The organism is Janthinobacterium woesei, from assembly GCF_051380875.1.
Classification (GTDB): Bacteria; Pseudomonadota; Gammaproteobacteria; order Burkholderiales; family Burkholderiaceae_D; genus Janthinobacterium.
Window position 1 is genome coordinate 189446 of sequence record NZ_JBNYXW010000002.1, and the last position, 23857, is coordinate 213302.

Sequence of the window (23857 nt, forward strand, 5' to 3'; positions counted from 1 at the left end):
TTCGTATCAGTGGAAACGATAGCTCTTTTGAACAATGGCGTGGACACCAACAAGTGTCCACGCCATTTATGCAACTTGCCATGCAGGCAGCTTACATGTTTGGATAATTCGGCCCGCCGCCGCCTTCCGGCGTGACCCAGACGATATTTTGCGTCGGGTCCTTGATGTCGCAGGTCTTGCAGTGCACGCAGTTTTGCGCATTGATCTGCAGGCGTTCGGCGCCGTCGTCGTTTTTCACGAATTCGTACACGCCGGCAGGACAGTAGCGCGCTTCCGGGCCCGCATAGGTGGCCAGGTTGACGTCGACGGGCACGCTGGCGTTTTTCAGCGTCAGGTGGATCGGTTGGTCTTCCGCGTGGTTGGTGTTGGAGATGAAGACGGATGACATTTTGTCAAAAGTCAACTTGCCATCCGGTTTCGGGTAGACGATCTGCTTCGATTGCGCGGCCGGTTTCAGGCATTCGTGGTCGCCATGCGTGTGGTGCAGGGTCCATGGCGCCTTGCCACGGAAGATGATCTGGTCGATGCCCGTCATCAGGCTGCCCAGGTACAGGCCTTTCGACAGCCATGGCTTGACGTTGCGCGCTACGTGCAGCTCTTCGTGCAGCCAGGACTGGGCAAAAGCGACGGGGTAGCTGGCCAATTCATCGTGCTGGCGCTGTTCGCCCAGCGCGACAAACGCCGCATCGGCTGCCAGCATGCCGCTCTTGATGGCGGCGTGGCTACCCTTGATGCGGCTCATGTTCAAAAAGCCCGCATCGCAGCCGATCAGCGCGCCGCCGGCAAACACCAGTTTCGGCAGCGATTGCAGGCCGCCGGCCGTAATCGCCCGCGCGCCGTACGAAATGCGCTTGCCGCCTTCGAAGAACTTGCGGATTTCCGGATGCGTCTTGTAGCGCTGGAATTCCTCGTACGGCGACAGGTAGGGGTTTTCATACGCCAGGCCGACCACATAGCCGACCATCACCTGGTTGTTTTCCATGTGGTACAGGAAGGAGCCGCCGTAGGTTTTCGCGTCCAGCGGCCAGCCGGTCGAGTGGATCACCAGGCCCGGCTGGTGCAGGGCCGGGTCGATTTCCCACAGTTCCTTGATGCCGATGCCATACGATTGCGGGTCCTTGCCGGCGTTCAAGTCATACTTGGCCATCAATTGCTTGCCCAGGTGGCCGCGCGCGCCTTCGGCGAACAGCGTGTACTTGGCGTGCAATTCCATGCCCAGCTGGAAGTCGGGGCCCGGCTGGCCGTCGCGCTTGACGCCCATGTTGCCGGTCGCCACGCCTTTCACGGAGCCGTCGTCGTTGTAGAGGATTTCTGCGGCAGGGAAGCCGGGGAAGATTTCCACGCCCAGGTTTTCCGCCTGCTGGCCCATCCAGCGCACCACATTGCCCAGCGAGACGATGTAGTTGCCATGGTTCTCAAAGCAGGCCGGCACGGCGAAGTTCGGTGTCTTGTAGGCTTTTGTTTCGGTGAGGAACAGGATGCGGTCTTCCGTGACTTCCGTGTTCAGTGGCGCGCCCAGTTCCTTCCAGTTTGGGATCAGTTCGGTCAGGGCCTTTGGGTCCATGATGGCGCCCGACAGGATGTGCGCGCCCAGTTCGCCGCCTTTTTCCAGCACGCACACGGACACTTCCTGGTTTTTCTCTGCCGCCAGCTGTTTCAGGCGGATTGCCGCCGCCAGGCCTGCGGGGCCGCCGCCCACGATGACGACGTCATACTCCATGGTTTCGCGCGGTCCGTACTGTTCAACTAAGTTATTAGGCTGTGTCATGGTCTCGATTGTTAGTCACTAGTGAGTGGGTGAGGAATCTTCGAAGAAATTTAAGCACGAGTGTGCTTGTTTTTAGCGAGGATTGCAACTTTGGCGCCATTTTGCGTGACATTGCCCCTCGCCGCAATCTAATTTCGGCCATTTTGTGTAATGATGGCGTTTACTTTTGCTCAAGTGCGCCGCGGGGGATTTTGCCCGATTGCCACAGGCACGGTGTAAAGTGTTATCTAAAATAAAACAGGAGTAGCTCGTGGGCATAGAAGTCAATTTCGAGGGCAAGATTGCCCTGATTACCGGCGCATCGAGCGGCCTCGGCGCGCGCTTTGCGAAAGTGCTGGCCCAGGCCGGCGCCCAGGTCGTGCTGGCCTCGCGCCGCACCGAACGCCTGAAGGAGTTGCGCGCCGAGATCGAAGCGGACGGCGGCGCCGCGCACGTGGTCTCGCTCGACGTGACCGACTTTGCCAGCATCAAGTCGGCCATCGCGCACGCGGAAACGGAAGCGGGCCCCATCGATATCCTGGTCAACAATTCAGGTGTATCAACGACGCAACGCCTGGTCGACGTCACGCCGGAAGATTACTCATTCGTGATGGATACCAATCTGCGCGGAGCCTTCTTCGTGGCCCAGCAAACGGCCAAGCGCATGATCGCGCGCGCCAAGGGCGACCCGAAGAAACAGCACCGCATCATCAATATCGCCTCGATGGCGGGCTTGCAAGTGCTGCCGCAGATCGGCGTGTACTGCATGAGCAAGGCGGGCATGGTGCACATGACGCGCGCCATGGCGGTGGAGTGGGGCAAATATGGCATCAACACCAATGCGATCTGCCCCGGCTACATTTCCACCGAGATCAACGAAGATTACTTTGCCACCGAGCAAGGCAAGAAGCTGATCGAAATGCTGCCCAATAAACGCCCGGGCAAGCCGGAAGACCTCGACGGCCTGCTATTGCTGCTGGCGGGCGAGGATTCGCATTTTATTAACGGCGCGATTATCTCCGCCGATGGCGGCATGAGCACGTTTTAACGCCATAAAACCTGCTGCGCGTCGCGCTTAGCGGCCTGCGATGCTCACCGGCTCGGCGCCCCCGTGCTCTAGCACGGTTGCGCTTCTCGGCCACAAATCACTGCCGCTCGCTACGGTTTTATTTGGCGTTAAACCAAAGCAACCCTAGCGCGGCGGCCGCATTCCCACCAGCTTGTGCACCAGTTCGGATGACGTCGAGGCGGCAAACTTGCGCATCAGCTTGGCGCGGTGCATTTCTACCGTGCGGGGGCTGAGGTCGATCTGGCGGGCGATCACCTTGCTGGTCTTGCCCTCCACCAGCAGCGCGGCGATTTCGCGCTCGCGCGGCGTCAGTTCCGCCGTCACGGGACGTTTCTCGCTGACATCCTCGAACGTCCAGATGCCCGCTCCCAGCGGCTGATTGGGCAGCATGGCGTGGCCCGTGACGTGGCACCAGAACAATTCCCCATTACTGCGGCGCATGATGCGCTCGTCCGAATAGCGGCCCTTGGCATTCATGATGGGGATGATGCGTTCGCCCGTGCGCAGGAATTCATCGTGCGTGGGGTAGAGTACTTCGAACGACTGGTCGTCAAGCTGGGCGCGGGCATAGCCGAATATGCCGGCCAGCGCTTCGTTGCAACTACGCATGATGCGGTTTTCCGACATGCACATGCCGACGGGAGCGTGCAGGAAGATGCTTTTATAATCGATGGCTGACGCGGCATTCATCTGATACGTTTCACTCTCACAGGGGGATGGCGGGCACGGCGCCGGTAGTTCTACGGTATTGTACTTTCCACGCGCGTATTTTATGCTGAGTCGCAGCCAGAGCCTTGGACTCTTGACCCAGCTTAACAAAAAATAGAGGGACACCCATGAATAAAGTTTATCCTGACGCCGCCTCGGCGTTGGCCGGCATCGTACATGATGGCCAGACCATCGCCGTCGGCGGTTTCGGCCTGTGCGGCATACCCGAAGCGCTGATCGGCGCCTTGCGCGATTCCGGCGTGACGGGCCTGACGGCCATTTCCAATAACGCGGGCGTGGATGGCTTCGGCCTGGGCCAATTGCTCACCACGCGCCAGATCAAAAAAATGATCGCCTCCTATGTGGGTGAAAACAAGGAATTCGCCCGCCAGTACCTGGCCGGCGAGCTGGAGCTGGAATTCACGCCGCAAGGCACCCTGGCCGAGAAGCTGCGCGCCGGCGGCGCCGGCATTCCCGCTTTCTTCACCAAGACGGGCGTGGGCACCATCGTTGCCGACGGCAAGGAAATCCGCGAATTCGACGGCGAACAATACGTGATGGAACACAGCCTGGTGGCCGATGTGTCGCTGGTGAAAGCCTACATGGCCGACCGCGCGGGCAATTTGGTCTACCGCAAGACGGCACGCAATTTCAACCCGAATGTAGCCATGGCCGGCAAGATCACCATCGTCGAAGTGGAAAAACTGGTCGAAGTGGGCGAGATCGACCCGGACCAGGTGCATACCCCCAGCATCTTCGTGCACCGCATCGTGGTCAACGCGAACCCGGAAAAACGCATCGAGCAGCGCACCGTGCGCGCCGAAGCATAAAAAAGAATACGGAGATAATCATGGCTTGGACACGTGACGAAATGGCCGCACGCGCGGCAAAAGAATTGCAGGATGGCTTTTATGTGAACCTGGGCATCGGCTTGCCGACCCTGGTGGCCAATTATGTGCCGCAGAACATCGAGGTGTTCCTGCAGTCGGAAAACGGTCTGTTGGGCATTGGCCCGTTCCCCACCGACGCGCAAGTCGATGCGGACCTGATCAACGCCGGCAAGCAGACGGTGACGGCCTTGCCGGGCGCTGCCTACTTCAGCTCGGCCGACTCGTTTGGCATGATTCGTGGCGGCAAGATTAATCTGGCCATCCTGGGTGCCATGCAAGTGTCGGAAAAGGGCGACCTGGCGAACTGGATGATCCCAGGCAAGATGGTCAAGGGCATGGGCGGCGCGATGGATCTGGTGGCTGGCGTCAAGCGCGTGGTGGTGCTGATGGAGCACGTGGCCACGGCCAAGGATGGCACCACTTCGCACAAGCTGCTGAAACAGTGCGACCTGCCGCTGACGGGCGTGGGCGTGGTCGACGTCATCATCAGCGACTTGGGCGTGATCGAGGTGACGGAAAACGGCCTGAAACTGGTGGAACTGGCGCCGGGCGTGAGCAAGGAGCAAGTACAGGCGGCCACGGGCGCTGAACTGGACGTGTCGGGCGTATAAACGTTTTGTAGTAATCAACAAACAAGGGCGGACAGCGATGTCCGCCCTTGTGCTTTATGCGCCAGCCTTGCCGCGCAAGCCATCGAGGCTGAAGGCGCCGCCGCCCGCTGCCGCGAAGTACAGGAAGGTGAAGCAGTACATCACGGCCATTTCACCGCCGTTCAGGATCGGCAGGAAGCCGTTTGGTGCATGCGCCATGAAGTAGGCGGCCGCCATTTGGCCCGAGAGGATGAAGGCGACGGGGCGCGTAAACAGGCCGACGAGCAACAGCGCGCCGCCCACCAACTCGATCACGCCAGCCGCGCCCATCATGGAAAACAGTTGCAAGCCATCGAACATGGCCACGTGCGGCGCGCCGAACAGCTTGGCTGTGCCGTGCTGCAGGAAGAGGAAGCCGAGGATGATGCGAAGCAGGCCCAGCAGGCGTGGACTCCAGGTGGCGTAGAAGGCGGGCGAGAGGGACATGACGTACTCCATTCAAAAGGTGGATGGTTCGGTGTCAGGCTGGCAGTTAGGCTTGCATTAGCGCAATGTCATTGCGCGGGAGCTTGCCGGTGAACAGTGATAGCGACTGTAATTGTTTTCCATTTATTGATCATCCAATAAAATATTGATGCATGATTTACTCTTTATTGATGATGAGGAAGCATGCGCACATGAAAAAAGCCCCGCAGATCGCTCTGCGGGGCTTTTCGAAAGGAGTGCTGCTTACTTGACGATACTCACGGCCGGGGCCGCATAGGCGTCGTCGGTCGGGTGGGTTGGATTGGCCAGCTCGCTTTGCAGCTTGTCCATGTCGAGTTCTTTTTCCCATTTTGACACGACGATGGTGGCCACGCCGTTGCCGACGAAGTTGGTCAGGGCGCGGCATTCGCTCATGAAACGGTCGATGCCCAGGATCAGCGCCATACCGGCCACGGGGATGGTCGGCACCACCGCCAGGGTGGCGGCCAGGGTGATGAAGCCGGCACCGGTGATGCCGGAGGCGCCTTTCGAGGTCAGCATCGCCACGCCGAGGATGGTCAATTCCTGCCAGATGGTCAGCTCCGTGTTGGTCGCTTGCGCTACGAACAGGGCAGCCATGGTCATGTAGATGTTGGTGCCATCGAGGTTGAACGAGTAGCCGGTAGGCACGACCAGGCCGACCACCGGTTTCGAGCAGCCCAGGCGCTCGAGTTTTTTCATCAGTGCCGGCAGGGCCGATTCCGACGAGCTCGTGCCCAGTACGATCAGCAGTTCTTCCTTGATGTACAACAAGAAGCGGCCGATGGAGAAGCCCGTGTAGCGGGCGATCAGGCCCAGCACGACGAAGACGAACAGGAAGCAGGTCAGGTAGAACGAACCCATCAGTTTAGCCAGTGGAATCAGCGAAGCCAGGCCGAATTTACCGATGGTAAAGGCCATGGCGCCGAAGGCACCGATAGGCGCGACCTTCATGATGATGTTGACCATGCCGAAGATGGCATGCGACAGTTCGTCGATCAGCTTGGTGACGGGACGGCCGCGCTCGCCCAGCAGCGACAGCGAAAAACCGAACAGGATGGCGATCAGCAGCACTTGCAGGATGTCGCCCTTGGCGAAGGCATCGACGAAAGTCTTCGGGATGATATTCATCAGGAAGTCGGTCGTCGTCAGACCTTCGGCATGCGTGTATTGCGCGATCGACTTGACGTCCAGGTGGGCCGGGTCGGCGTTGAAGCCGGCGCCCGGTTTCAGGATGTTGGCAACGAGCAAGCCGATGGCCAGCGCGAAGGTGGACACCACTTCAAAGTACAGCAGGGCCTTGCCGCCCACGCGGCCGATTTTCTTGATGTCTTGCATGCCGGCGATGCCGGACACTACGGTACAGAAGATGACGGGGGCGATGATCATCTTGATCAGTTTGATGAAGCCGTCGCCCAGCGGTTTCATGTCGACGGCGTTCGATGGGTAGAACACCCCCAGCAGCACGCCGGCCACGATGGCGAACAGCACCTGGACGTACAGGATTTTATAGAATGGTTTTTTCACGAGTGGTCTCCTCTTGCGGGTTGATGCTGCGATCATCCGCCGATTGGAGGGGCAGCTCAATTGTGGATAACCGCAGATATGCATTTTCGCTATATCGGGTATTGCTCCATGCGGCTGTGCTGCGTCGCAGCATTTCAGGCGTGCGCTTGGAGCATTGCCCGCGCTGCGCTACACTGCCGAAGAGTCGCGCGCGGGACAGCCGCCAGAGTGCAGAAATGGTGCTCTTTTTACATCGAATAAGGAAATCGGATGATCGAAGCCAGCATCAAGTCAGTGCAATGCATCTCGCCGGCGGGCCTGCACCGCATGTCGTACAAGGAGTGGGGCGCGGCGGATAATCCGAACGTGCTCGTCTGCGCCCATGGCGTGACGCGCGTCTCGGACGACTTCGACAGCCTGGCGCGCGCCATGGCCAGCGATTACCGCGTCATCTGCCCCGACGTGGTGGGGCGTGGCCGCTCGGGCTGGCTGGCCAATCCGCAGTTTTACCGCGTGCCGCAATATGTGAGCGACATGGTGACCCTGCTGGCGCGCGTGCTGGCCAACGGCGAGCGCCAGACGGTGGACTGGTTTGGCACCTCGATGGGCGGCTTGATCGGCCTGGGCCTGGCATCGTTGCCGGACAGTCCGATCAGCAAGCTGGTGTTGAACGATATCGGCCCGACCCTGGCGCCGGAAGCCTTGCAGCGCATCGGCGACTATATCGGCCAGGACTTGCGTTTCGAGACGTTCGAGCAGGGCGCCCGGTTCGTGCGCGACGTCTCCGCCAGCTTCGGTCCGCACACGGACGCCGAATGGCATAAACTGGCGGTTGATGTGTTGCGCCAGGATAAGGATGGCCATTGGCGCCGCCACTATGATATGGGCCTGGCCATGCCGTTCCGCTCGGCCACGCCCGAATCGGCGGCCAGCGACGAAGCCCTGCTGTGGGCCGCGTATGATGCCGTGCGCTGCCCCACCTTGCTGGTGCGCGGGGCGGAATCGGATCTGCTGTCGCATGCGACGGCGCAAAGCATGCTGGGCCGTGGCCCGAAGGCGGAGCTGGTGGAAATTGCCGGTGTCGGCCATGCACCCACCTTCATCCATGACGACCAGATCGCTATCGCGCGCAAGTTTTTGCTGGGCAAGTAATAGAGCTAGTCATTAGTAACGCTGGACAGATTTTGAAACAACCGAAAGAAAAAGCATGGAAATCACACGACTGCACGTAGGCAAACGCCTCTCCGAAGTGGCAATTCACAACAACACCATCTACCTCGCTGGCCAGATCGCCGACGACACTACGCAGGGTATCATCGGCCAGACGCGCGAAGTGCTCGGTCACGTCGACCGCCTGCTGATGGAAGCGGGCAGCGACAAGACTTGCATCCTGTCGTGCCAGATCTACATTGCCGACATGAAAGACTTCCCTGGCATGAATGAAGTGTGGGACGACTGGGTGGCCATGGGCCACACGCCGCCGCGCGCCACGGTGGAAGCGAAGCTGGCCAATCCGGCATGCCTGGTTGAAATCGTCGTCGTCGCAGCAGAGCGCTAAGTAGTTAGTTTCTACGTTAATAAGGTATTACATGGTTTCCATCTCGGCCCCGCATAGCGCCACATCGGAACAACTGGTAGAGGGCCTGAGTGCGCCGGACAGCGCGCGCGTGCTGGACGCGCTTGCCTATGCCACCGAGGCGTATGGCGACAAGCAGACCTTCGCCGGCCGCTCTGCGCTGGAATTTGCCATCGGCGTGGCCACTACCTTGGCTTTCCTGCGCAGCGATGCGGAAACGCGCATTGCCGGCCTGATGTTCGAGCTGACCCTGTTGGAGCCGGACACGGCGGCCGACATCGAGCCGCGCTTCGGCAAGCAGGTGTGCGATCTGGCCACCGGCGTGCGCCAGCTGATACGCTTGCGGGCGCTGACCCAGGCGCAGCATGGCAGCGCTGGCGGGCGCGGCAAGAATGCGGCGCAGCAAGCCATGGCCCAGGTGGAAACCTTGCGCAAGATGCTGCTGGCGATGGCGTCCGACATGCGTGTCGTGCTGGTGCGCCTGGCCGCCTGCGTGACGACCTTGCGCTATTTTGCCGAGTTGAAACTGTTCAACGAAATGACGCGCGAATATGGCAAGGAAACGCTGGATCTGTACGCGCCGCTGGCGAACCGCCTCGGTATCTGGCAGCTGAAGTGGGAACTGGAAGACCTGTCGTTCCGCTTCATCGAGCCCGAAGCGTATAAGCGCATCGCCAAGATGCTGGAAGAAAAGCGCATGATGCGCGAGGGCTTTGTTGCCTCCGCGATCCTGCGCCTGCAAACGGAACTGGCTTCGGCCGGCATCCAGGCGGAAGTCTTTGGCCGCCCGAAACATATTTACAGCATCTGGAACAAGATGCGCGGCAAGGAACTGGACTTTACGGCCCTGTACGACGTGCGCGCCTTCCGCGTCATCGTCGCCGACGTCAAGACTTGCTACACGGTGCTGGGCGTGGTGCACAATATCTGGACCCCCATCCCGAAAGAATTCGACGATTACATTTCGCGGCCGAAACCGAACGGTTACCAGTCGCTGCACACGGTGGTGAATGCCGAAGACGGCCGACCGCTGGAAGTGCAAATCCGCACCAATGAAATGCACAGTTTTGCCGAGTACGGCGTGGCGGCGCACTGGCGCTACAAGGAAGAGGGCGGCTCGAACTTTGCCGGCCAGAAATACGACGAAAAGATCGCCTGGCTGCGCCAGTTGCTGGCCTGGAAGACCGAAGTAGCCGACGCCGTCGTGGGCCAGGAAGAAATCCAGCGCGAATGGGTGGAAAAGCTCAAATCGGCCACGCTGGATGACCGCATCTTCGTCATGACGCCGCAAGCGCGCGTGCTGGAACTGCCCGTGGGCGCCACGCCTGTCGATTTTGCCTACCATTTGCACACCGACGTGGGCCACCGCTGCCGTGGCGCCAAGGTCGATGGCATCATGGTGCCCTTGAATACGCAGTTGAAGAACGGCCAGACCTGCGAAATCATCACCGCCAAGGGCGCGCCGGGCACGGCCGGGCCGTCGCGCGACTGGCTCGGCGCCGGCTACGCCGTCAGCACGCGCACGCGCTCCAAGATCCGCGCCTGGTTCCACGCCATCGACATGCAGGAAACCCTGGCCCACGGCCGCGCGCTGGTAGAGAAATCCCTGCAGCGCGAAGGCAAGACGGCCGTCAACCTCGAGGCGCTGGCGCAAAAGCTGGGTTTTACCAAGGTCGATGAACTGTTCCTGTCAGTGGGCAAGGAGGAATTCAGCCTGCGCCACGTGGAGCAGGCGCTGCACGACAATGGCGAAGTGGTGGTGCCGGAAGACGCCGTGCTGGTGGGCAAGAGCCGCGCCTCCAGCGTGGAGCAGGGCGCCAAGTCCGGCGTGCTGGTGGTGGGTACGGAAGGCTTGATGACGGTGCTGGCGAAGTGCTGCAAGCCGGCGCCGCCGGACAGCATCGTCGGTTTCGTCACGCGCGGCAAGGGCGTCTCCATCCACCGCGCTACCTGCAAGAACTTCGAGGAAATGCGCGCCAAGGCGCCCGAACGCGTGATCTTCACGGAATGGGGCAGCACGGGCGGGCACGATACGGTGTATCCGGTCGACATCTTCATTCTCGCTGGCGACCGCCAGGGCTTGCTGCGCGACATCTCTGAAATCTTTTCGCGCGAAAAGATCAATGTTATCGGCGTCAACACCCAAAGCGCCAAGGGTCAGGCCCGCATGACGTTTACGGCCGAGATCAGCTCGACGGCGCAGTTGCTGAAGGCCTTGAATGTGATCAAGGATGTCAGTGGCGTGCTGGAGGCAAAAAGGAGTTAGTCTTGTTTGAACCCAACGGCAGATGCTTGCCGGTGGGTTTTGTCACCAGCATGCAGTCCCGCCATCGCCGCCGTCTCCGGCTGCAGGGTAATGTGGTCGATACCGTGCTTACTCAATAACATTTTCTTGATCGCGCGCAATACCCTCGGCCAGTGGTCGAGGTGTTCGATTTCCACGTGGCCGATCAGGGCCGGCTGGCCCGGCGACATGTCCCACACATGCAGGTCATGCACGGCAATCACGCCGTCGACCTGTTCCACGTCCGTGCCCACTTCGATGTAATCGATATGCAGCGGCACGCCTTCCATCAGGAAGTGATATGACTCGCGCAGCACGCCAAAGGTCGATTTCAGGATCAGCAGGCACACCAGCACCGACAGCAGCGGGTCGATTTGCATCCAGCCCGTAAAGTAAATCACGGCGCCGGCGACGATGGCGGCGACCGAACCGAGCAAATCGCCCATCACATGCACGAGGGCGGCGCGCGTATTCACGCTTTGCTTATCCTTCGACAATACCCACGCCACCACCAGGTTGATCAGCAAGCCGATGAAGGCGACCACGAAGACCATGCCGCCCTGCACGGCTTGCGGGGCGGAAAAGCGCAGCACGGCTTCGTAGAAGATCCAGCCCACCACGCACAGCATGGCCAGACCGTTGACGAAGGCGGCCAGCGCCTCGGCGCGGCCGAAGCCGAACGAGTGGCGCGGCGACGGCGGGCGGCGCGCAATGATCTGCGCCAGCAAGGCTAAGCCCAGCGCGGCCGCATCGGTCACCATGTGGCCTGCGTCGGAAATCAGGGCCAGCGAATTGGACATGAAGCCGGCGACCACCTCGATGCCGGCAAACGACAAAGTCAAGCCCAGCGCCCACGCCAGGATGCTCTGGCTGCGCCCCTCGAACGAGTGGGTATGCTTGGCGTCGCCTTTCAAATGGGCATGCAGATGGGCGGCGTTTTGTTCGGTGCTATCGTGCATGGAATACTTTGTGGAATGGGCTTGCCGCTAGTGTAATTGAAAAGCAACAAAATGGTGGGCGCACAAAAAACCTGCTTGCCCGAAGGCGATGCAGGTTTTTTGTGCAGACGGCACTTAAGACGACATTTACTGCGGGGCGCTCTCGCCGAACTTTCCTTCACGGAAATCCTGCACGGCCTGGAAGACTTCCGCCTGGGTGTTCATGACGAACGGGCCATACTGCGCGATGGGCTCGTTCAAGGGCTTGCCGGCGATCAGGATCACGCGGCCGCCTTCGGGCGCTTCGATGCGCACGCCATCGCTGCCCGGCGTATTGGCAAAGATCGCCATGCGCAGGGCGGGCACGGCCTTGCCGCCCGCCTGCACTTCGCCACGGAAGGTGTACAAAAAGGCATTGTGGCCTTCCGGCACTGGCTGCTCGAAGCTGGTGCCAGGCGGCAAGTCGATATCGATATACAGCGGTTCCGTGACATCGCGCTGCACGGCGCCCGCCACGCCATGGCTGGTGCCGGCGATCACTTGCACGGCCACGCCGGCATCCGTCGTGTAGCGGGGGATTTCATCGCTGGTGAAGTCGCGGTACCAGGGCGTGCGCATCTTGTCGCGCGCAGGCAGGTTCAGCCACAGCTGGAAGCCTTCCATCACGCCATCTTCCTGTTCCGGCATTTCCGAATGGATCACGCCGCTGCCGGCCGTCATCCATTGCACGCCGCCCGAGGTCAGCAAGCCTTCGTGGCCCGCGCTGTCCTTGTGGCGCATGCGCCCCGTGATCATGTACGAAACCGTCTCGAAGCCGCGGTGCGGATGCTCGGGGAAACCGGCGATATAGTCGTTCGGCTTGTCGCTGGCGAAGTTGTCGAGCATCAAAAACGGGTCGAGACGGCGCTGCAATTGCTGCGTCAGCACGCGGTTGATCTTCACGCCGGCGCCATCCATGACGGCCTGGCCGGCGATCACGCGCTCGACGGCGCGCGGTTTTGTGACTTTCGTGACGGTGGTGATGTCGTTCATGGTTCTCTCCTGTTAGCAAGAACGGCGCCAATGCGCCGTTCTCGTTCGGTTTGATACTCGTCTGATGCTCTCGTGATACTTGCTATTACACCAAGATGGCGTTGATCTCGGCGTCCGCCTGGGCTTGCGCCTTGGCCACGGCGTCCGGGCCCATGCCCATGCCTTCCGAATACACATATTGCACGTCGGTCAGGCCCAGGAAGCCGAACATGGTGTTCAGGTATGGCACCTGGCTGTCGTGGGCGCTATCGCGGTGCAAGCCGCCGCGCGACAGGCCGACGTAAACTTTCTTGCCCGTCAAGAGGCCAACGGGGCCGTTTTCCGTGTACTTGAAGGTGACGTTGGCGCGGGCAATCGCGTCGAACCAGCTTTTCAGTTGCACCGTGATGCCGAAGTTGTACATCGGCGCGCCGATGACGATCACGTCAGCTGCTTGCACTTGCGCAATCAGCGCGTCGTCCAGGGCGATGCGGGCCGCCTGCTCCGGCGTGCGCTGCTCGGCTGGGGTGAACAGCGCTTGCAGGGTCGGCTCGTCGAGCACGGGGTGCGGTTCAGCGGCCAGGTCGCGGCGGGTGAGGGAGGCGTCAGGGTTGCTGGCGAGAACGCGGGCGGCGAGGGCGTCAGCCAGGCGGGTCGAGGCGGAACCGGTGCTGCGGGCGCTGGAATTGATTTGCAGGATGTTCATCTTGTGTTCTCCGTTGTGAGGTGTGTTGCGATGGATGAACTATAGCAATTCCAAAATTGATGCGGAAGCCGTTAAAATGGATAATATTAATCCACTGATGGAACAATCGAGTGTAAAGGTAGCGTATGGATATCGATCCCGGAGATTTATTGCTGTTCGCAAGAGTGGTGGAATGCGGCAGTTTCTCGCGCGCCGCCGTGCGCGTGGACTTGCCCAAGTCGACGCTTTCCCGGCGCATCTCGCAGCTGGAAGCCAGATTGGGTGAGCGCCTCTTGCTGCGCACCACGCGCAAGCTGGCGCTGACGGAGTTTGGCGCCAGCCTGCTCGACCACGCGCGCAAGGTGGTGGAAGAAACGGAGGCGGCAGGCGCCCTGGCGCAGCATCGCCAGGCGGGGCCCAGCGGCTTGCTGCGCATTTCCATGCCGGCCGACTTTGGCGACGCCCTGATGCGCCAGGTGCTGGCCGAGTTCGTGCGCCGCTATCCGGCCATTTCGCTGGAACTCGATTTGTCGGCGCGCAGGGTGGATTTGCTGGAGGAAAACTTTGACGTGGCCATTCGCATGGGCAATTTGCCCGACGACGCCAGCCTGGCTGCGCGCCGCGTGGCCTTCAGCACCCTGGCCCTGTATGCTTCGCCACAATACACGAGCGTGCACGGCTTGCCCGAACATCCCGACGATCTGTATGGGCATGATTTGCTCAGTTTGCCGCGCGCCGTGCATGGCCTCGTGCACTGGACCTTGATCCGCGGCAAGACGACGTGGCAGCGCGACTTGCCCGTGCGCCTGCTGGCCAATTCACCGGAATTGCTGGTGCGCATGGCTTGCACGGGCGTGGGCATCGCCGCCAGCACGGACCGCTTTGCCAAGGCATATGTAGCGACGGGGGAACTGGTGCGCGTATTGCCGGAGTGGAGTTTTCCGCTCGTGACGGGCTGGGCCGTGTTTCCCGGCCGGCGCTTGATGCCGGCCAAGACGCGCGCGTTTCTTGACTTGATGGAAGAAATGTACCGCACGGACGTGCCCGTATAGGCGCGCGCCCAGATGAATTACTTGGGCTGCTTGCCCATGACTTCGCCCAATTGCACGGCGCCGGCTGGTTGCCAGTTGGCATTAAATTCTACGTTGCCCTTGGGGAACAGCATGACGACGGTGGAGCCGAGCAGGAAGCGGCCCAGTTCTTCGCCCTGTTTCAGCACCACATTGTCGTTGGCATAGCTCCAGTCGCGCACCTGGCCCGTGCGGGGCGGGTTGACGACGCCATGCCAGACGGTGGCCATGCTGCCAACGATGGTGGCGCCCACCAGTGTCATGACGAATGGCCCCTTGGCCGTGTCGAAGACGCAGACGACGCGCTCGTTGCGGGCGAACAGGCCGGGGATGCCGCGCGCCGTCGTCGGGTTGACGGAAAACAATTCACCGGGAACATAAATCATGCGCGTCAGACGGCCGTCGCACGGCATGTGGATGCGGTGGTAGTCGCGTGGGCTCAGGTACAGATTGGCGAAGCTGCCGTGCTCGAACTGCGCCGCCAGGGCTGCATCGCCGCCGACCAGGGCCGTGGTGCTGAAATGGTGGCCCTTGGCCTGGAAGATCTGGTCCTTGTCGATCGTGCCGAACTGGCTGATGCGGCCATCGACGGGGCAGATGTAGTCGGCTTGCGCCAGCGGGCGCGCGTCCGGGCGCAGCGCGCGCGTGAAAAAGTCGTTGAAGCTGGTGTAGTGCGTAATGTCCGGGTCCAGCGCCTCATCCATGTTGACGTTGTAGCGGCCGACGAACCAGCGGATCAGGCGCGTCGTCATGGCGCCGCCCTTGGCGCCGGCGATGCGGCCGGCGAAATTGGTCAGCGCTCCCTTGGGCAGCAGATATTGAGGCAAAACGGCAAGACGGTCAGACACGATGGGTAGCCTTTGACGGGGTGAGGGGAATAATGGCGAAAACGCATTATAGCGGCGATGTGGCGCGCAATGATATGGGCCGCACGCGATAGGGCGCATCAGGGCGTGCGACCGAATTTAATTTGCTATAGGAAATATTTTCAGGAAACCGTGCCAGTGGTAGCAAAATTACAGCACAATATGGCGGCCTATTTTTAGCTTTTAGCCATTTTTATTCAGCCAACTTTTTTCCGCTAAACCATGATGCCACGCAGCCTGTTTTCCCTCCGCCTCACCGTTGCCGCTTCCGCCGTCTTTTTTGCCTGGAATGTCCAGGCCCAGCAAACGCAAAATGCCGCTGCCGCCAGCGCGCCCAGCAAGGCCGACAAGGCGGCCAAGTCCGAGCCAGCCGCCATGCAAACCGTCGAAGTCAAGGGCAGCGGCTATGATCCGCGCCGCGACGATACGGCCAGCAAGATGGTGGTCAGCAGCGAGGAAATCCTCAAGTATGGCGATACCAATGTCACCGACGTGCTCAAGCGCTTGCCCGGCATTACCATCTCCGGCGCGGCCGGGCGCACGGGCGGCGAGATCCGCATGCGCGGCCTGGGCAGCGGCTACACGCAGATTTTGCTCAACGGCGAACGCGCACCGGCCGGTTTTTCGCTCGACACCTTGTCGCCCGACGTGATCGAACGCATCGAAATCCTGCACGCGGCCAGCGCCGAATTCAGCACGCAGTCGATTGCCGGCACCATCAATGTGGTGCTGAAAAAAGCCGTGAAAACGGCGCAGCACGAGCTCAAGCTGGGCGTGCAGGGCAGCGATGTGAGTTTTTCGCCCAGCGTGAACCTGTTGCTGTCCGACCGGGTAGGCAATTTCTCGTATTCGCTGGCCGCTTCCATGTTCCGCTATGACTATCATTACGACAATCCGGGGTTGGAACTGGGCTACGCGCCCGATGGCCGGCAAAACTTGCTGCGGCGCACGAATGGCACGGGTGATGGCCGCCCGGAAGGCATCAACCTGTCGCCGCGCTTGAACTGGGTCTTGCCGGGCGGCGATAACTTGACGGCGCAATTGTTCTTCAATGGCGGCCGCTCGAATCACCGTAGTTTCAGCCGCGTCGACACGCAGCAGGGCTTGCGCCCCGATTACGATACCAGCACTGGCAGCTCCAGCAACCACAATGCCTTTGGCCGCAGCGACCTGACGTGGATGCACAAGCTGGCCGGCGGTGCCAAGCTGGAATTGAAAATTGGCGCTTCGGCCGCCCGCAATACGTCCGACAGCTTGCAGCAGGGCACTATCGACGGCAGCGGCCTGGCGCTGGAGCGCACGGTGGGCGTCAAGGCCACGGAAAACGGCGTCAGTTCGACTGGCAAGTATTCCTCGCCCCTGCTGCCCGGCCATGCTTTGTCGATGGGCTGGGATGGCGCCCACACCGGGCGCGATGAAGCGCGCCGGCAGCGCGAAGCAGCCTTGCCTGGCGCACGTCCCGTCAACAGCGACGAAGGCTTTGACGCCACCATTGCGCGCCTGGCGCTGTATGTGCAGGATGAATGGGACATCACGCCGCGCTGGTCCATGTATGCGGGCGTGCGCTGGGAAGGCATCGACACGCGCAGCGCCGGTGACACGTATGACGAGGTGCAGCAGCGCACCAGCGTCTGGAGTCCGCTGCTGCAAACCCTGTGGAAGTTGCCCGATACCAAGGGCGACCAGGTGCGCCTGGCACTGACGCGCACCTACAAGGCGCAGCCCACGTCGAGTTTGATTCCGCGGCGCAATACGTCGACGAATAATAGCCAGACTGACCCCGACCGCGAAGGCAATCCGTATCTTAAACCGGAGCTGGCGCTGGGCATCGACGCCTCGTACGAGCATTATTGGGCCGAAGGCGCCTTGCTCAGTGCGCGCGCCTCGGCCCGCCGCATCGACGGTTATACGCGCCAGGGCTTGTTATATAGCAATGAACGCTGGGTTTCCACGCCCGTCAACGACGGCCGCGCCAATACTCAGACACTGGAACTGGAAGCGAAGTTCCCGCTGCGCGCCGTGTTGTCCGTGCCCGCGTCCGCGTCCGCTTCTGTGCCGGCGCTCGACTTGCGCGCCAGCGTCAGCCGCAACTGGTCGCAGGTGGAGCAGGTGCCGGGACCGGACAACCGTCTCGACCAGCAAACCCCCGTCAGCGGCAACTTCGGCCTCGACTACAAGACGCCGGACGGCGTGCTCAGCACGGGCGGCAGCTTCAATTTCCGCAATGGCGGGCCGGTGCGCATCACCGAGCGCCAGAGCGCCTATACGTCGCCACGGCGCGACGTCGATATCTATGCGCTGTGGAAATTCGATGCAAAGAACCAGCTGCGCCTGGCCGTGTCGAATCTGCTGGCGCAAGACTTCGAAAGCAACACCAGCTATGCGGACGCCAGCGGCACGATACAGCGCAACAGCATTTCCCCCAGCTCGCCGCAGGCGCGCGCGACGATGGAAATGAAGTTCTGATGAGCGTGTGCTTTCGTTGTAAATAAGCAGTGAAAACCACGGCCGCCATCCCTGCTGGCCTATAATCTCGGCAATCGCGCGCACGGCCAACCCGTGCGCGCCGCCTTTTCCTTTGCCAAGATTGCTTTTCCCATGACGTTTTCCTCCCTCGGCCTGATCGATCCCCTGGTCCGCAAACTTGACGAGCTCGGCTATGCCAAGCCCACGCCCGTGCAGGCACAAGCGATTCCTGCCGTGCTGGCAGGGCGCGATTTGATGGCCGCCGCCCAGACGGGCACGGGCAAGACGGCCGGCTTTGCCGTGCCGCTGCTGCAGCGCCTGACCCTGGACGGCGTGGTGGCGCCGCAGTGCGTGCGCGTGCTGGTGCTGGTGCCCACGCGCGAATTGGCCGAGCAAGTCTATGCCAGCTTCCGCAGCTACGGCGGCAACTTGCCGCTGCGCAGCTTTGTCGCCTATGGCGGCGTACCGATCGAGCCGCAGATTGCCAAGTTGCGCAAGGGCCTCGATGTGCTGGTGGCCACGCCAGGGCGCTTGCTGGACTTGCAGACGCAGGGTGCCGTCAAGTTCGAGCAAGTGCAAACCCTGGTGCTGGACGAGGCGGACCGTATGCTGGACCTGGGTTTCGAGCGCGAGCTGGACTTGCTGCTGATGACCATGCCCAAGCAGCGCCAGACCTTGCTGTTTTCGGCCACCTTCTCGGACGCCATCCGCGCCATGGCCAAGACCATGCTGAAGGACCCCGTTTCAGTGGAAGTGAGCGCGCGCAACAGTACCGTCAAGGCAGTCAAGCAGTCGGTGATCGTGTGCGACAAGAAACGCAAGCCGGAACTGTTCCTGCACTTGCTGAAGAAAAAGCGCTGGGGCCAGGTATTGATCTTCGTCAAGACGCGCAAGGGTGTCGAGCAATTGGTCAACACCTTGCTGGAGCAGGGCGTGCGCGCCGATTCGATTCATGGCGACAAGACGCAACCGAACCGGCTACGCGCGCTGGCCCGCTTCAAGGCTCTTGACGTGCAAGTGCTGGTGGCTACCGATGTGGCCGCCCGTGGCCTGGATATTGATCAATTGCCGGTCGTCGTCAATTTCGATTTGCCCACGGTAGCCGAAGACTATATTCACCGCATCGGCCGCACGGGCCGCGCGGGCGCCTCGGGCGAGGCGATTTCGCTGGTCTGTGCCGATGAGGTGGAGCTGCTGTCGGCAGTGGAAGCGCTGACCCGGCAAACCCTGAAGCGCAGCGAAGAGCCCGGTTTCGAGGCGGAGCACCGCGTGCCGGGCACCTCCGCTGGCGGCACCATCCAAAAAAAGGCCGTGAAAGTGATGGCGCCGAAGGCGGCCGAGCGGGCGAAAAAGCAGCGCTTTTACAAGTAAGCGCCAGATGCGAGGCGCGCTGCACGGATAGGCCATTCGTGCCATCATGCGTCCATGACCTCGATACCTTTGTTCCCGCTCAATACGGTGCTGTATCCCGATGGCTATCTGCCGCTGCAGATCTTCGAGGTGCGCTATCTGGACATGATACGCAAATGCATCATGGGCGAGCAGCCGTTCGGCGTGGTGCAGTTGCTGGACGGCGCCGAAGTGCGCAAGCCGGGCCAGCTGGAAACCCTGGCGCCCGTGGGCACCCTGGCGCGTGTCATCGACTGGGCGGCCCCCTTGTCGGGCTTGCTGCAAATCAAATGCATGGGACAGCAGCGCTTTCACATCGTCTCCAGCGAGCAGCTGAAGCACGGCCTGTGGACGGCGCAGATCGAAACCTTGCCGCCCGATAAGACCATTCCCATCCCCCAGGAGCAGCAGAACGTGGCCGACGCGCTGGGTGCGTTGATACGCACCTTGCAGGAACAAAAAATTCCGCCTGAGCAAATGCCGCTGCAGCCGCCATACCGGCTCGATGAATGCGGCTGGGTGGCGAACCGCTGGTGCGAGCTGCTGTCGTTGACGGCCATGCAAAAACAACTCTTGCTGAGCCAGGACAATCCCGTGCTGCGCCTGGAACTGGTGCAGGATATGCTCACGGAAAATGGCTTGCTGGAAGACTGAAAACGGCCGGGCCGCATGTTTCCACAACGTTCCGTTGTGAAATTACAATTTCCATTGAGAAATACTTTACGCTTTGCCGCCGCTGGACTAAGATAATGCCCCGGAGCAAGATGGCCCCGAGTAACATTCAAGAGAACACGACATGGCAAAAGCAAGCGCGGAACAGATCAATGCGGCGATGGATGCGATGGCAGGCGAAGGCCTGGCCATCACGGTGCGCGCGCTGCGCGAGCGGCTGGGCAATGGCGCCTGCCTGGGCACCATCAGCAAGCTCTTGCTGCGCCGCAAGGCCGGCGCGCAGCGCCAGATCGCCGCTGCCGCCGAATTGTCGCCCGTGCTGCAGCAAGCCATCCTTGATTATGTAGGACAGGAGTTGAGCGCCAGCCACAGCGCGCATGAAGCCGAGATGAACGACAATCAACAGGAATTGATGGACCTGGCCAGCGAGAACGAGCGTCAGCAAGAGCTGCTCGACTTGCAGGCGGGCGAACTGGACACGTTGCGCGCAGAACTTGAACGCGAGCGGCAAGTGGCGAACCAGGCTCGCACGGACCTGGCCAAGGCGCAACTGCGCCTGGAAGGCTTGCCGCGCCTGGAAGAGGCGGCCGAGCAGGCGCGCATGGACCTGGCCAAGGCGCAATTCAAGCTCGAAGGCATCCCGCGCCTGGAAGAGGCTGCCGAAGCGGCACGCGCCGAACTGATCCAGGCCCAGCTGAAGCTGGAAAGCCTGACGCGCGTGGAAACGGAACTGGCCAGCGTGCGCCTGGAACTGGAAGCGGAGCGCGAGGAACTGGGCGAAACACGCGCCGAGCTGGACGAAGAGCGCACCCTGCGCATCAAGGCGCAGCAGTTCATCGTCGACCCGATGTTCAAAAGCCCCGTCTAAGCCTGCCAGTCATCGGCCTGGCTGCACCTGTGCCTGCACAGCCAGGCATTGCTCATCACGCCAGTGCGGGTGCGGCAAGAAAAGTGCGCCTGTCTCCGCACCTGGCCGCCAAGGTGGACCTTGCTGGCTTAAAATAGCGCACTGTCGCGCCATGCCGTGCGACGCGGCTAGAGTAGAAGGTTTATGTCAGTAGAGAAAAAGTTACTTCCCCATTGTGCTGCGGCACAAACGCTGCCACGCGCATTGCCACCCCGGCCACCAGCCGAGTTCAGTTCGCCCGAAGCGGCTCTTGCCCGCAAGCAAGCACGTGAGCACAAGGATGCGCAGGTGCGCGGTGTCACGTCCATTCATGCCATGCGCGATGCCATCCGTCACGCCGCGCGCGCGCTGCCGGCCATGGCTGCCGTGCCGCGCCTGGGCATGCTGGACGCGGCCGCCTTCCGCGCACGCGCCGCGCAAGGATTGCCTTTCCTGATGCGCGGACTGGTCAAGCGCTGGCCCTTATCCAAGCTGGCGCCTGAAGTCTTGCGCGAACGCTACGGCCACGTGCCCGTGCGCGCGCGCGTGGGCGACTACATCAACACGGCTTTTGCGGCGGACCGTGCCATGCAGGATATGTCCATGCTGGCATACCTGGACCTGGTGGAAGCGGGCAGGCAAGAGGGTGCTAACGCGCTGCCGCCTTACCTGGGCAACCTGGAATTGCGCGAATTGAACCGCCTGTGCCACTGGCCCACGTATTTCGACAAGATGGGGCCGCCGCGCTTCTGGGTGGGCCCGGCCGGCACGGTGACGCCCCTGCATTGCGATTACGACGACAATATCTTCGCGCAAGTGTGGGGCAGCAAGCGCATCTTTTTATCGCCGCCGCATCACGACGCCTTTCTCTACCCCAGCGAAGCGAACGCCATCCTGTTCGGCTCGCCCTTCGACCCGGAAGCGCCCGATTTCGACAAGTTCCCGCTGGCGCGCCAGGCCAGCATGATCGAATGCATCGTCGAGCCGGGCGATATGCTGTACGTGCCCGCCGGCTGGTACCACCAGGTGCGCGCGCTGACGTTTTCGCTGTCTTCGAACCGCTGGGCCAGGGCCGTGCCGTTGGTCCTGCAAGGCGAGGCGGCGCTGCGGCGGCCGGCGGAGTAAACTTGCTGGGCAATGCGCCGCTATTACCTGTTTTTTAGCGGCTATTCAAGGTCGGTATCACTACCCCGGCCTGCCCTGGCCGCTTGCGAACCCATCAGATAAGGCTCGACCACCTGTGTGATCCAGTTCAGGACAGCCTGCACCCGTGGCGCAATCTGGCGCCGGTGCGGGTAGAGCAGCGACACCGGCATGGGCGCGGCAGTGAACCCGGGCATGACTTTCACCAGCAAGCCCTCATCAATCAAATATTGCGAGCCGCGAAGGGGCGCCTGGATGAGCCCCAGGCCGGCCACGCACGCAGCCTGGTAGGCATCCGTGCCGTTGACAACAATCAGGCTGCGCATCGGCTGGACAAGCACCGCCGCGCCATCTTGGTATTCCCAACCGGCTCCCTGCGTTCCCAGCTTGGCGGCATAGTGGATGAGGCGATGCTGTGCCAGGTCAGCCAACGTCGCGGGCGTACCGTGCGTGCGCAAATATGCGGGGCTGGCCAGGTTGCACATCGTCATCACGCCGAGCGGGCGGGCGATCAAGTCCGTATCGGTCAGTGCGCCAATGCGCAGCACACAGTCGAACCCCTCCTGCACCAGGTCCACGCGGCGGTCAGTGGTGCTGATGCCTACTTCAAGCAGGGGATGCGCCGCGAGAAACTCCGGCAATCGCGGGATGATCACCTCACTGGCCAGGGTGTTTGGCAGGTCGATGCGCAACCGGCCGCGCAAACCGCTAGTTGCTGGCTGGAACATCGTCTGTAACTGCTCCGCATCAGCGATCAGCTCCTTGCAGCGCTCAAGAAATTGCTCGCCATCCGCAGTGAGTCGAACGTGCCGGGTAGTGCGTTGCAGCAGCCGCGTACCCACATGCCCTTCGAGCCGCTGCACCGCCGTGGAGACGCGGCCTTTCGCCAGCCCGAGCTGCTCAGCCGCTTGGGTGAAACTGCCCAGTTCGGCGACGCGGGCAAAGATGCGAAGCGCGTTCAATTCCATTGCTTGATTATCCTTTTAAAGAGAACAGTTCTATCGGTTTTTACTACTTTATCATTTTTAAATAAACGCTTAAAGTCTTCCAATGCCAATCTGTATCAACTTTAAGGAAACCGACATGAGCAAATCAAGCACCCGCATCGCACTGGTCACCGGCGCCAGCCGTGGCCTGGGCCGTAACACGGCACTCAAGCTTGCACAACAAGGCGTTGACCTTATCCTTACTTACAAGGATAGCGAGAGCGACGCGCATGAAGTCGTGCGTCAAATTGAAGCATTGGGCCGCCGCGCCGTAGCGCTTCGCCTCGACATGGCCGACAGCAGGAGCTTTGGCGCGTTCGCCGACTGCGTGAAGTCCGTGCTGGCGCAGTCGTGGCAACGTGAGCAGTTTGACTACCTGGTCAACAATGCCGGCATCGGTTTTCAGGCGTCATTCGCAGACACGACGGAAGAGCAGTTTGACTTGCTCTTCAACATCCACCTCAAGGGCACCTTCTTCCTGACACAGAAGCTGTTGCCGCTGCTCAAGGACGGCGGGCGTATCGTCAACACATCGTCCGGCTTGGCCCGTTTCACCTTCCCTGGCTACGCCGCTTACGCGACGATGAAAGGCGGCATCGAGGTGCTGACGCGTTACCTGGCGAAGGAACTGGGATCACGGGGGATCACAGTCAACACCATTGCACCGGGCGCCATAGAGACCGATTTTGGCGGCGGCATGGTGCGCGACAACCCGCAGGTAAATGCCCACCTCTCCAGTGTCACTGCACTCGGCCGCGTGGGACTTCCCGACGACGTGGGCGGCGCGATAGCGGCACTACTGTCTGAGGGCAACAACTGGGTCACCGGCCAGCGCATCGAAGTGTCTGGCGGCATGATGCTCTGATGTACA

General features: G+C 61.3%; 22 protein-coding genes. 13 read left to right on the forward strand and 9 right to left on the reverse strand.

Translation table 11 applies throughout. The features are described from left to right. Nucleotides 1–91 precede the first annotated feature (91 nt). Nucleotides 92–1768, reverse strand: coding sequence for an electron transfer flavoprotein-ubiquinone oxidoreductase (locus ACQ4W6_RS02650; protein ID WP_436565631.1), 1677 nt, complete (start codon nucleotides 1766–1768; stop codon nucleotides 92–94). A gap of 250 nt (nucleotides 1769–2018) precedes the next feature. On the opposite strand from ACQ4W6_RS02650, the gene ACQ4W6_RS02655 reads away from it, so the two are divergent. After that, a complete protein-coding gene (locus ACQ4W6_RS02655) occupies nucleotides 2019–2795 on the forward strand; it encodes an SDR family oxidoreductase (RefSeq protein WP_436565632.1) in 777 nt (258 codons plus the stop codon). A gap of 144 nt (nucleotides 2796–2939) precedes the next feature. Here ACQ4W6_RS02655 and ACQ4W6_RS02660 read toward each other — a convergent pair whose 3' ends face one another. Beyond that, on the reverse strand, nucleotides 2940–3506 hold the full coding sequence (locus ACQ4W6_RS02660) for a LuxR C-terminal-related transcriptional regulator (RefSeq protein ID WP_436565633.1): 567 nt from the start codon (nucleotides 3504–3506) through the stop codon (nucleotides 2940–2942). A gap of 146 nt (nucleotides 3507–3652) precedes the next feature. Between ACQ4W6_RS02660 and ACQ4W6_RS02665 the strand changes: the two genes are divergently transcribed. Next, the gene (locus ACQ4W6_RS02665) at nucleotides 3653–4354 is read left to right on the forward strand and encodes a CoA transferase subunit A (protein WP_436565634.1); all 702 of its coding nucleotides are present in this window, start codon (nucleotides 3653–3655) and stop codon (nucleotides 4352–4354) included. A gap of 20 nt (nucleotides 4355–4374) precedes the next feature. Further along, complete coding sequence (locus ACQ4W6_RS02670) at nucleotides 4375–5025, forward strand: CoA transferase subunit B (RefSeq protein ID WP_436565635.1); 651 nt, start codon at nucleotides 4375–4377, stop codon at nucleotides 5023–5025. A 54-nt stretch (nucleotides 5026–5079) separates the two neighbouring features. Here ACQ4W6_RS02670 and ACQ4W6_RS02675 read toward each other — a convergent pair whose 3' ends face one another. Together ACQ4W6_RS02675 and ACQ4W6_RS02680 are read right to left on the reverse strand one after the other, a co-directional pair. Further along, nucleotides 5080–5490 carry a DoxX family protein gene (locus ACQ4W6_RS02675; protein ID WP_436565636.1) on the reverse strand — a complete coding sequence of 137 codons (411 nt, stop codon included), beginning with the start codon at nucleotides 5488–5490 and terminating at the stop codon, nucleotides 5080–5082. Between the two features lie 243 nt (nucleotides 5491–5733). After that, a complete protein-coding gene (locus ACQ4W6_RS02680; RefSeq protein WP_436565637.1) occupies nucleotides 5734–7071 on the reverse strand; it encodes a dicarboxylate/amino acid:cation symporter in 1338 nt (445 codons plus the stop codon). 213 nt (nucleotides 7072–7284) lie between these two features. Here ACQ4W6_RS02680 and ACQ4W6_RS02685 point away from each other — a divergent pair, with 213 nt between their 5' ends. The 3 genes from ACQ4W6_RS02685 to ACQ4W6_RS02695 are packed head-to-tail and all read left to right on the forward strand — an operon-like array spanning nucleotide 7285 to nucleotide 10856. Then, nucleotides 7285–8166 carry an alpha/beta fold hydrolase gene (locus tag ACQ4W6_RS02685; protein ID WP_436565638.1) on the forward strand — a complete coding sequence of 294 codons (882 nt, stop codon included), beginning with the start codon at nucleotides 7285–7287 and terminating at the stop codon, nucleotides 8164–8166. 55 nt (nucleotides 8167–8221) lie between these two features. Beyond that, entirely contained in the window at nucleotides 8222–8572 is a 351-nt protein-coding gene (locus tag ACQ4W6_RS02690) for a RidA family protein (RefSeq protein ID WP_436565639.1), read from the forward strand. A gap of 31 nt (nucleotides 8573–8603) precedes the next feature. Then, a complete protein-coding gene (locus tag ACQ4W6_RS02695) occupies nucleotides 8604–10856 on the forward strand; it encodes a RelA/SpoT family protein (RefSeq protein ID WP_436565640.1) in 2253 nt (750 codons plus the stop codon). On the opposite strand, the gene ACQ4W6_RS02700 is transcribed toward ACQ4W6_RS02695, so the two are convergent. The 3 genes from ACQ4W6_RS02700 to ACQ4W6_RS02710 form a co-directional block, all read right to left on the reverse strand. Further along, nucleotides 10853–11833 (reverse strand): cation diffusion facilitator family transporter, encoded by a 981-nt coding sequence (locus ACQ4W6_RS02700; RefSeq protein WP_436565641.1) that lies wholly within the window; start codon nucleotides 11831–11833, stop codon nucleotides 10853–10855. The two genes, ACQ4W6_RS02695 and ACQ4W6_RS02700, sit on opposite strands and share 4 nt — an antisense overlap. Before the next feature lie 126 nt (nucleotides 11834–11959). Beyond that, a complete protein-coding gene (locus tag ACQ4W6_RS02705; RefSeq protein WP_436565642.1) occupies nucleotides 11960–12844 on the reverse strand; it encodes a pirin family protein in 885 nt (294 codons plus the stop codon). A gap of 85 nt (nucleotides 12845–12929) precedes the next feature. Next, nucleotides 12930–13529, reverse strand: coding sequence for an FMN-dependent NADH-azoreductase (locus ACQ4W6_RS02710; protein WP_436565643.1), 600 nt, complete (start codon nucleotides 13527–13529; stop codon nucleotides 12930–12932). Nucleotides 13530–13654: 125 nt separating this feature from the next. On the opposite strand from ACQ4W6_RS02710, the gene ACQ4W6_RS02715 reads away from it, so the two are divergent. Further along, the gene (locus tag ACQ4W6_RS02715) at nucleotides 13655–14560 is read left to right on the forward strand and encodes a LysR family transcriptional regulator (protein WP_436565644.1); all 906 of its coding nucleotides are present in this window, start codon (nucleotides 13655–13657) and stop codon (nucleotides 14558–14560) included. Nucleotides 14561–14577: 17 nt separating this feature from the next. On the opposite strand, the gene asd is transcribed toward ACQ4W6_RS02715, so the two are convergent. Continuing rightward, a complete protein-coding gene (gene asd, locus ACQ4W6_RS02720) occupies nucleotides 14578–15426 on the reverse strand; it encodes an archaetidylserine decarboxylase (protein ID WP_436565645.1) in 849 nt (282 codons plus the stop codon). 240 nt (nucleotides 15427–15666) lie between these two features. On the opposite strand from asd, the gene ACQ4W6_RS02725 reads away from it, so the two are divergent. The 5 genes from ACQ4W6_RS02725 (at nucleotide 15667) to ACQ4W6_RS02745 (ending at nucleotide 21982) form a co-directional block, all read left to right on the forward strand. Further along, on the forward strand, nucleotides 15667–17910 hold the full coding sequence (locus ACQ4W6_RS02725) for a TonB-dependent receptor plug domain-containing protein (RefSeq protein ID WP_436565646.1): 2244 nt from the start codon (nucleotides 15667–15669) through the stop codon (nucleotides 17908–17910). Nucleotides 17911–18042: 132 nt separating this feature from the next. After that, nucleotides 18043–19281 carry a DEAD/DEAH box helicase gene (locus ACQ4W6_RS02730; protein WP_436565647.1) on the forward strand — a complete coding sequence of 413 codons (1239 nt, stop codon included), beginning with the start codon at nucleotides 18043–18045 and terminating at the stop codon, nucleotides 19279–19281. 54 nt (nucleotides 19282–19335) lie between these two features. Beyond that, on the forward strand, nucleotides 19336–19953 hold the full coding sequence (locus ACQ4W6_RS02735) for an LON peptidase substrate-binding domain-containing protein (protein ID WP_436565648.1): 618 nt from the start codon (nucleotides 19336–19338) through the stop codon (nucleotides 19951–19953). A 142-nt stretch (nucleotides 19954–20095) separates the two neighbouring features. Further along, nucleotides 20096–20839, forward strand: a complete 744-nt coding sequence (locus ACQ4W6_RS02740; RefSeq protein ID WP_436565649.1) for a DNA-binding protein — start codon at nucleotides 20096–20098, stop codon at nucleotides 20837–20839. A gap of 183 nt (nucleotides 20840–21022) precedes the next feature. Then, nucleotides 21023–21982 (forward strand): cupin-like domain-containing protein, encoded by a 960-nt coding sequence (locus tag ACQ4W6_RS02745; protein WP_436565650.1) that lies wholly within the window; start codon nucleotides 21023–21025, stop codon nucleotides 21980–21982. A gap of 41 nt (nucleotides 21983–22023) precedes the next feature. On the opposite strand, the gene ACQ4W6_RS02750 is transcribed toward ACQ4W6_RS02745, so the two are convergent. Then, on the reverse strand, nucleotides 22024–22968 hold the full coding sequence (locus ACQ4W6_RS02750; RefSeq protein ID WP_436565651.1) for a LysR family transcriptional regulator: 945 nt from the start codon (nucleotides 22966–22968) through the stop codon (nucleotides 22024–22026). A 115-nt stretch (nucleotides 22969–23083) separates the two neighbouring features. On the opposite strand from ACQ4W6_RS02750, the gene ACQ4W6_RS02755 reads away from it, so the two are divergent. After that, entirely contained in the window at nucleotides 23084–23851 is a 768-nt protein-coding gene (locus tag ACQ4W6_RS02755) for an SDR family NAD(P)-dependent oxidoreductase (RefSeq protein WP_436565652.1), read from the forward strand. The last annotated feature ends 6 nt before the right edge of the window (nucleotides 23852–23857 follow it).

What these genes read in the sequence shown, in the direction of transcription:
- ACQ4W6_RS02650 (WP_436565631.1), bottom strand. Translation starts at nt 1,768, where the DNA reads ATGACACAGCCTAATAACTTAGTTGAACAGTACGGACCGCGCGAAACC.
- ACQ4W6_RS02660 (WP_436565633.1), bottom strand. Translation starts at nt 3,506, where the DNA reads ATGAATGCCGCGTCAGCCATCGATTATAAAAGCATCTTCCTGCACGCT.
- ACQ4W6_RS02665 (WP_436565634.1), top strand. Translation starts at nt 3,653, where the DNA reads ATGAATAAAGTTTATCCTGACGCCGCCTCGGCGTTGGCCGGCATCGTA.
- ACQ4W6_RS02670 (WP_436565635.1), top strand. Translation starts at nt 4,375, where the DNA reads ATGGCTTGGACACGTGACGAAATGGCCGCACGCGCGGCAAAAGAATTG.
- ACQ4W6_RS02675 (WP_436565636.1), bottom strand. Translation starts at nt 5,490, where the DNA reads ATGTCCCTCTCGCCCGCCTTCTACGCCACCTGGAGTCCACGCCTGCTG.
- ACQ4W6_RS02680 (WP_436565637.1), bottom strand. Translation starts at nt 7,071, where the DNA reads ATGATCGCAGCATCAACCCGCAAGAGGAGACCACTCGTGAAAAAACCA.
- ACQ4W6_RS02685 (WP_436565638.1), top strand. Translation starts at nt 7,285, where the DNA reads ATGATCGAAGCCAGCATCAAGTCAGTGCAATGCATCTCGCCGGCGGGC.
- ACQ4W6_RS02690 (WP_436565639.1), top strand. Translation starts at nt 8,222, where the DNA reads ATGGAAATCACACGACTGCACGTAGGCAAACGCCTCTCCGAAGTGGCA.
- ACQ4W6_RS02695 (WP_436565640.1), top strand. Translation starts at nt 8,604, where the DNA reads ATGGTTTCCATCTCGGCCCCGCATAGCGCCACATCGGAACAACTGGTA.
- ACQ4W6_RS02700 (WP_436565641.1), bottom strand. Translation starts at nt 11,833, where the DNA reads ATGCACGATAGCACCGAACAAAACGCCGCCCATCTGCATGCCCATTTG.
- ACQ4W6_RS02705 (WP_436565642.1), bottom strand. Translation starts at nt 12,844, where the DNA reads ATGAACGACATCACCACCGTCACGAAAGTCACAAAACCGCGCGCCGTC.
- ACQ4W6_RS02710 (WP_436565643.1), bottom strand. Translation starts at nt 13,529, where the DNA reads ATGAACATCCTGCAAATCAATTCCAGCGCCCGCAGCACCGGTTCCGCC.
- ACQ4W6_RS02715 (WP_436565644.1), top strand. Translation starts at nt 13,655, where the DNA reads ATGGATATCGATCCCGGAGATTTATTGCTGTTCGCAAGAGTGGTGGAA.
- ACQ4W6_RS02725 (WP_436565646.1), top strand. Translation starts at nt 15,667, where the DNA reads ATGATGCCACGCAGCCTGTTTTCCCTCCGCCTCACCGTTGCCGCTTCC.
- ACQ4W6_RS02730 (WP_436565647.1), top strand. Translation starts at nt 18,043, where the DNA reads ATGACGTTTTCCTCCCTCGGCCTGATCGATCCCCTGGTCCGCAAACTT.
- ACQ4W6_RS02735 (WP_436565648.1), top strand. Translation starts at nt 19,336, where the DNA reads ATGACCTCGATACCTTTGTTCCCGCTCAATACGGTGCTGTATCCCGAT.
- ACQ4W6_RS02740 (WP_436565649.1), top strand. Translation starts at nt 20,096, where the DNA reads ATGGCAAAAGCAAGCGCGGAACAGATCAATGCGGCGATGGATGCGATG.
- ACQ4W6_RS02745 (WP_436565650.1), top strand. Translation starts at nt 21,023, where the DNA reads ATGTCAGTAGAGAAAAAGTTACTTCCCCATTGTGCTGCGGCACAAACG.
- ACQ4W6_RS02750 (WP_436565651.1), bottom strand. Translation starts at nt 22,968, where the DNA reads ATGGAATTGAACGCGCTTCGCATCTTTGCCCGCGTCGCCGAACTGGGC.
- ACQ4W6_RS02755 (WP_436565652.1), top strand. Translation starts at nt 23,084, where the DNA reads ATGAGCAAATCAAGCACCCGCATCGCACTGGTCACCGGCGCCAGCCGT.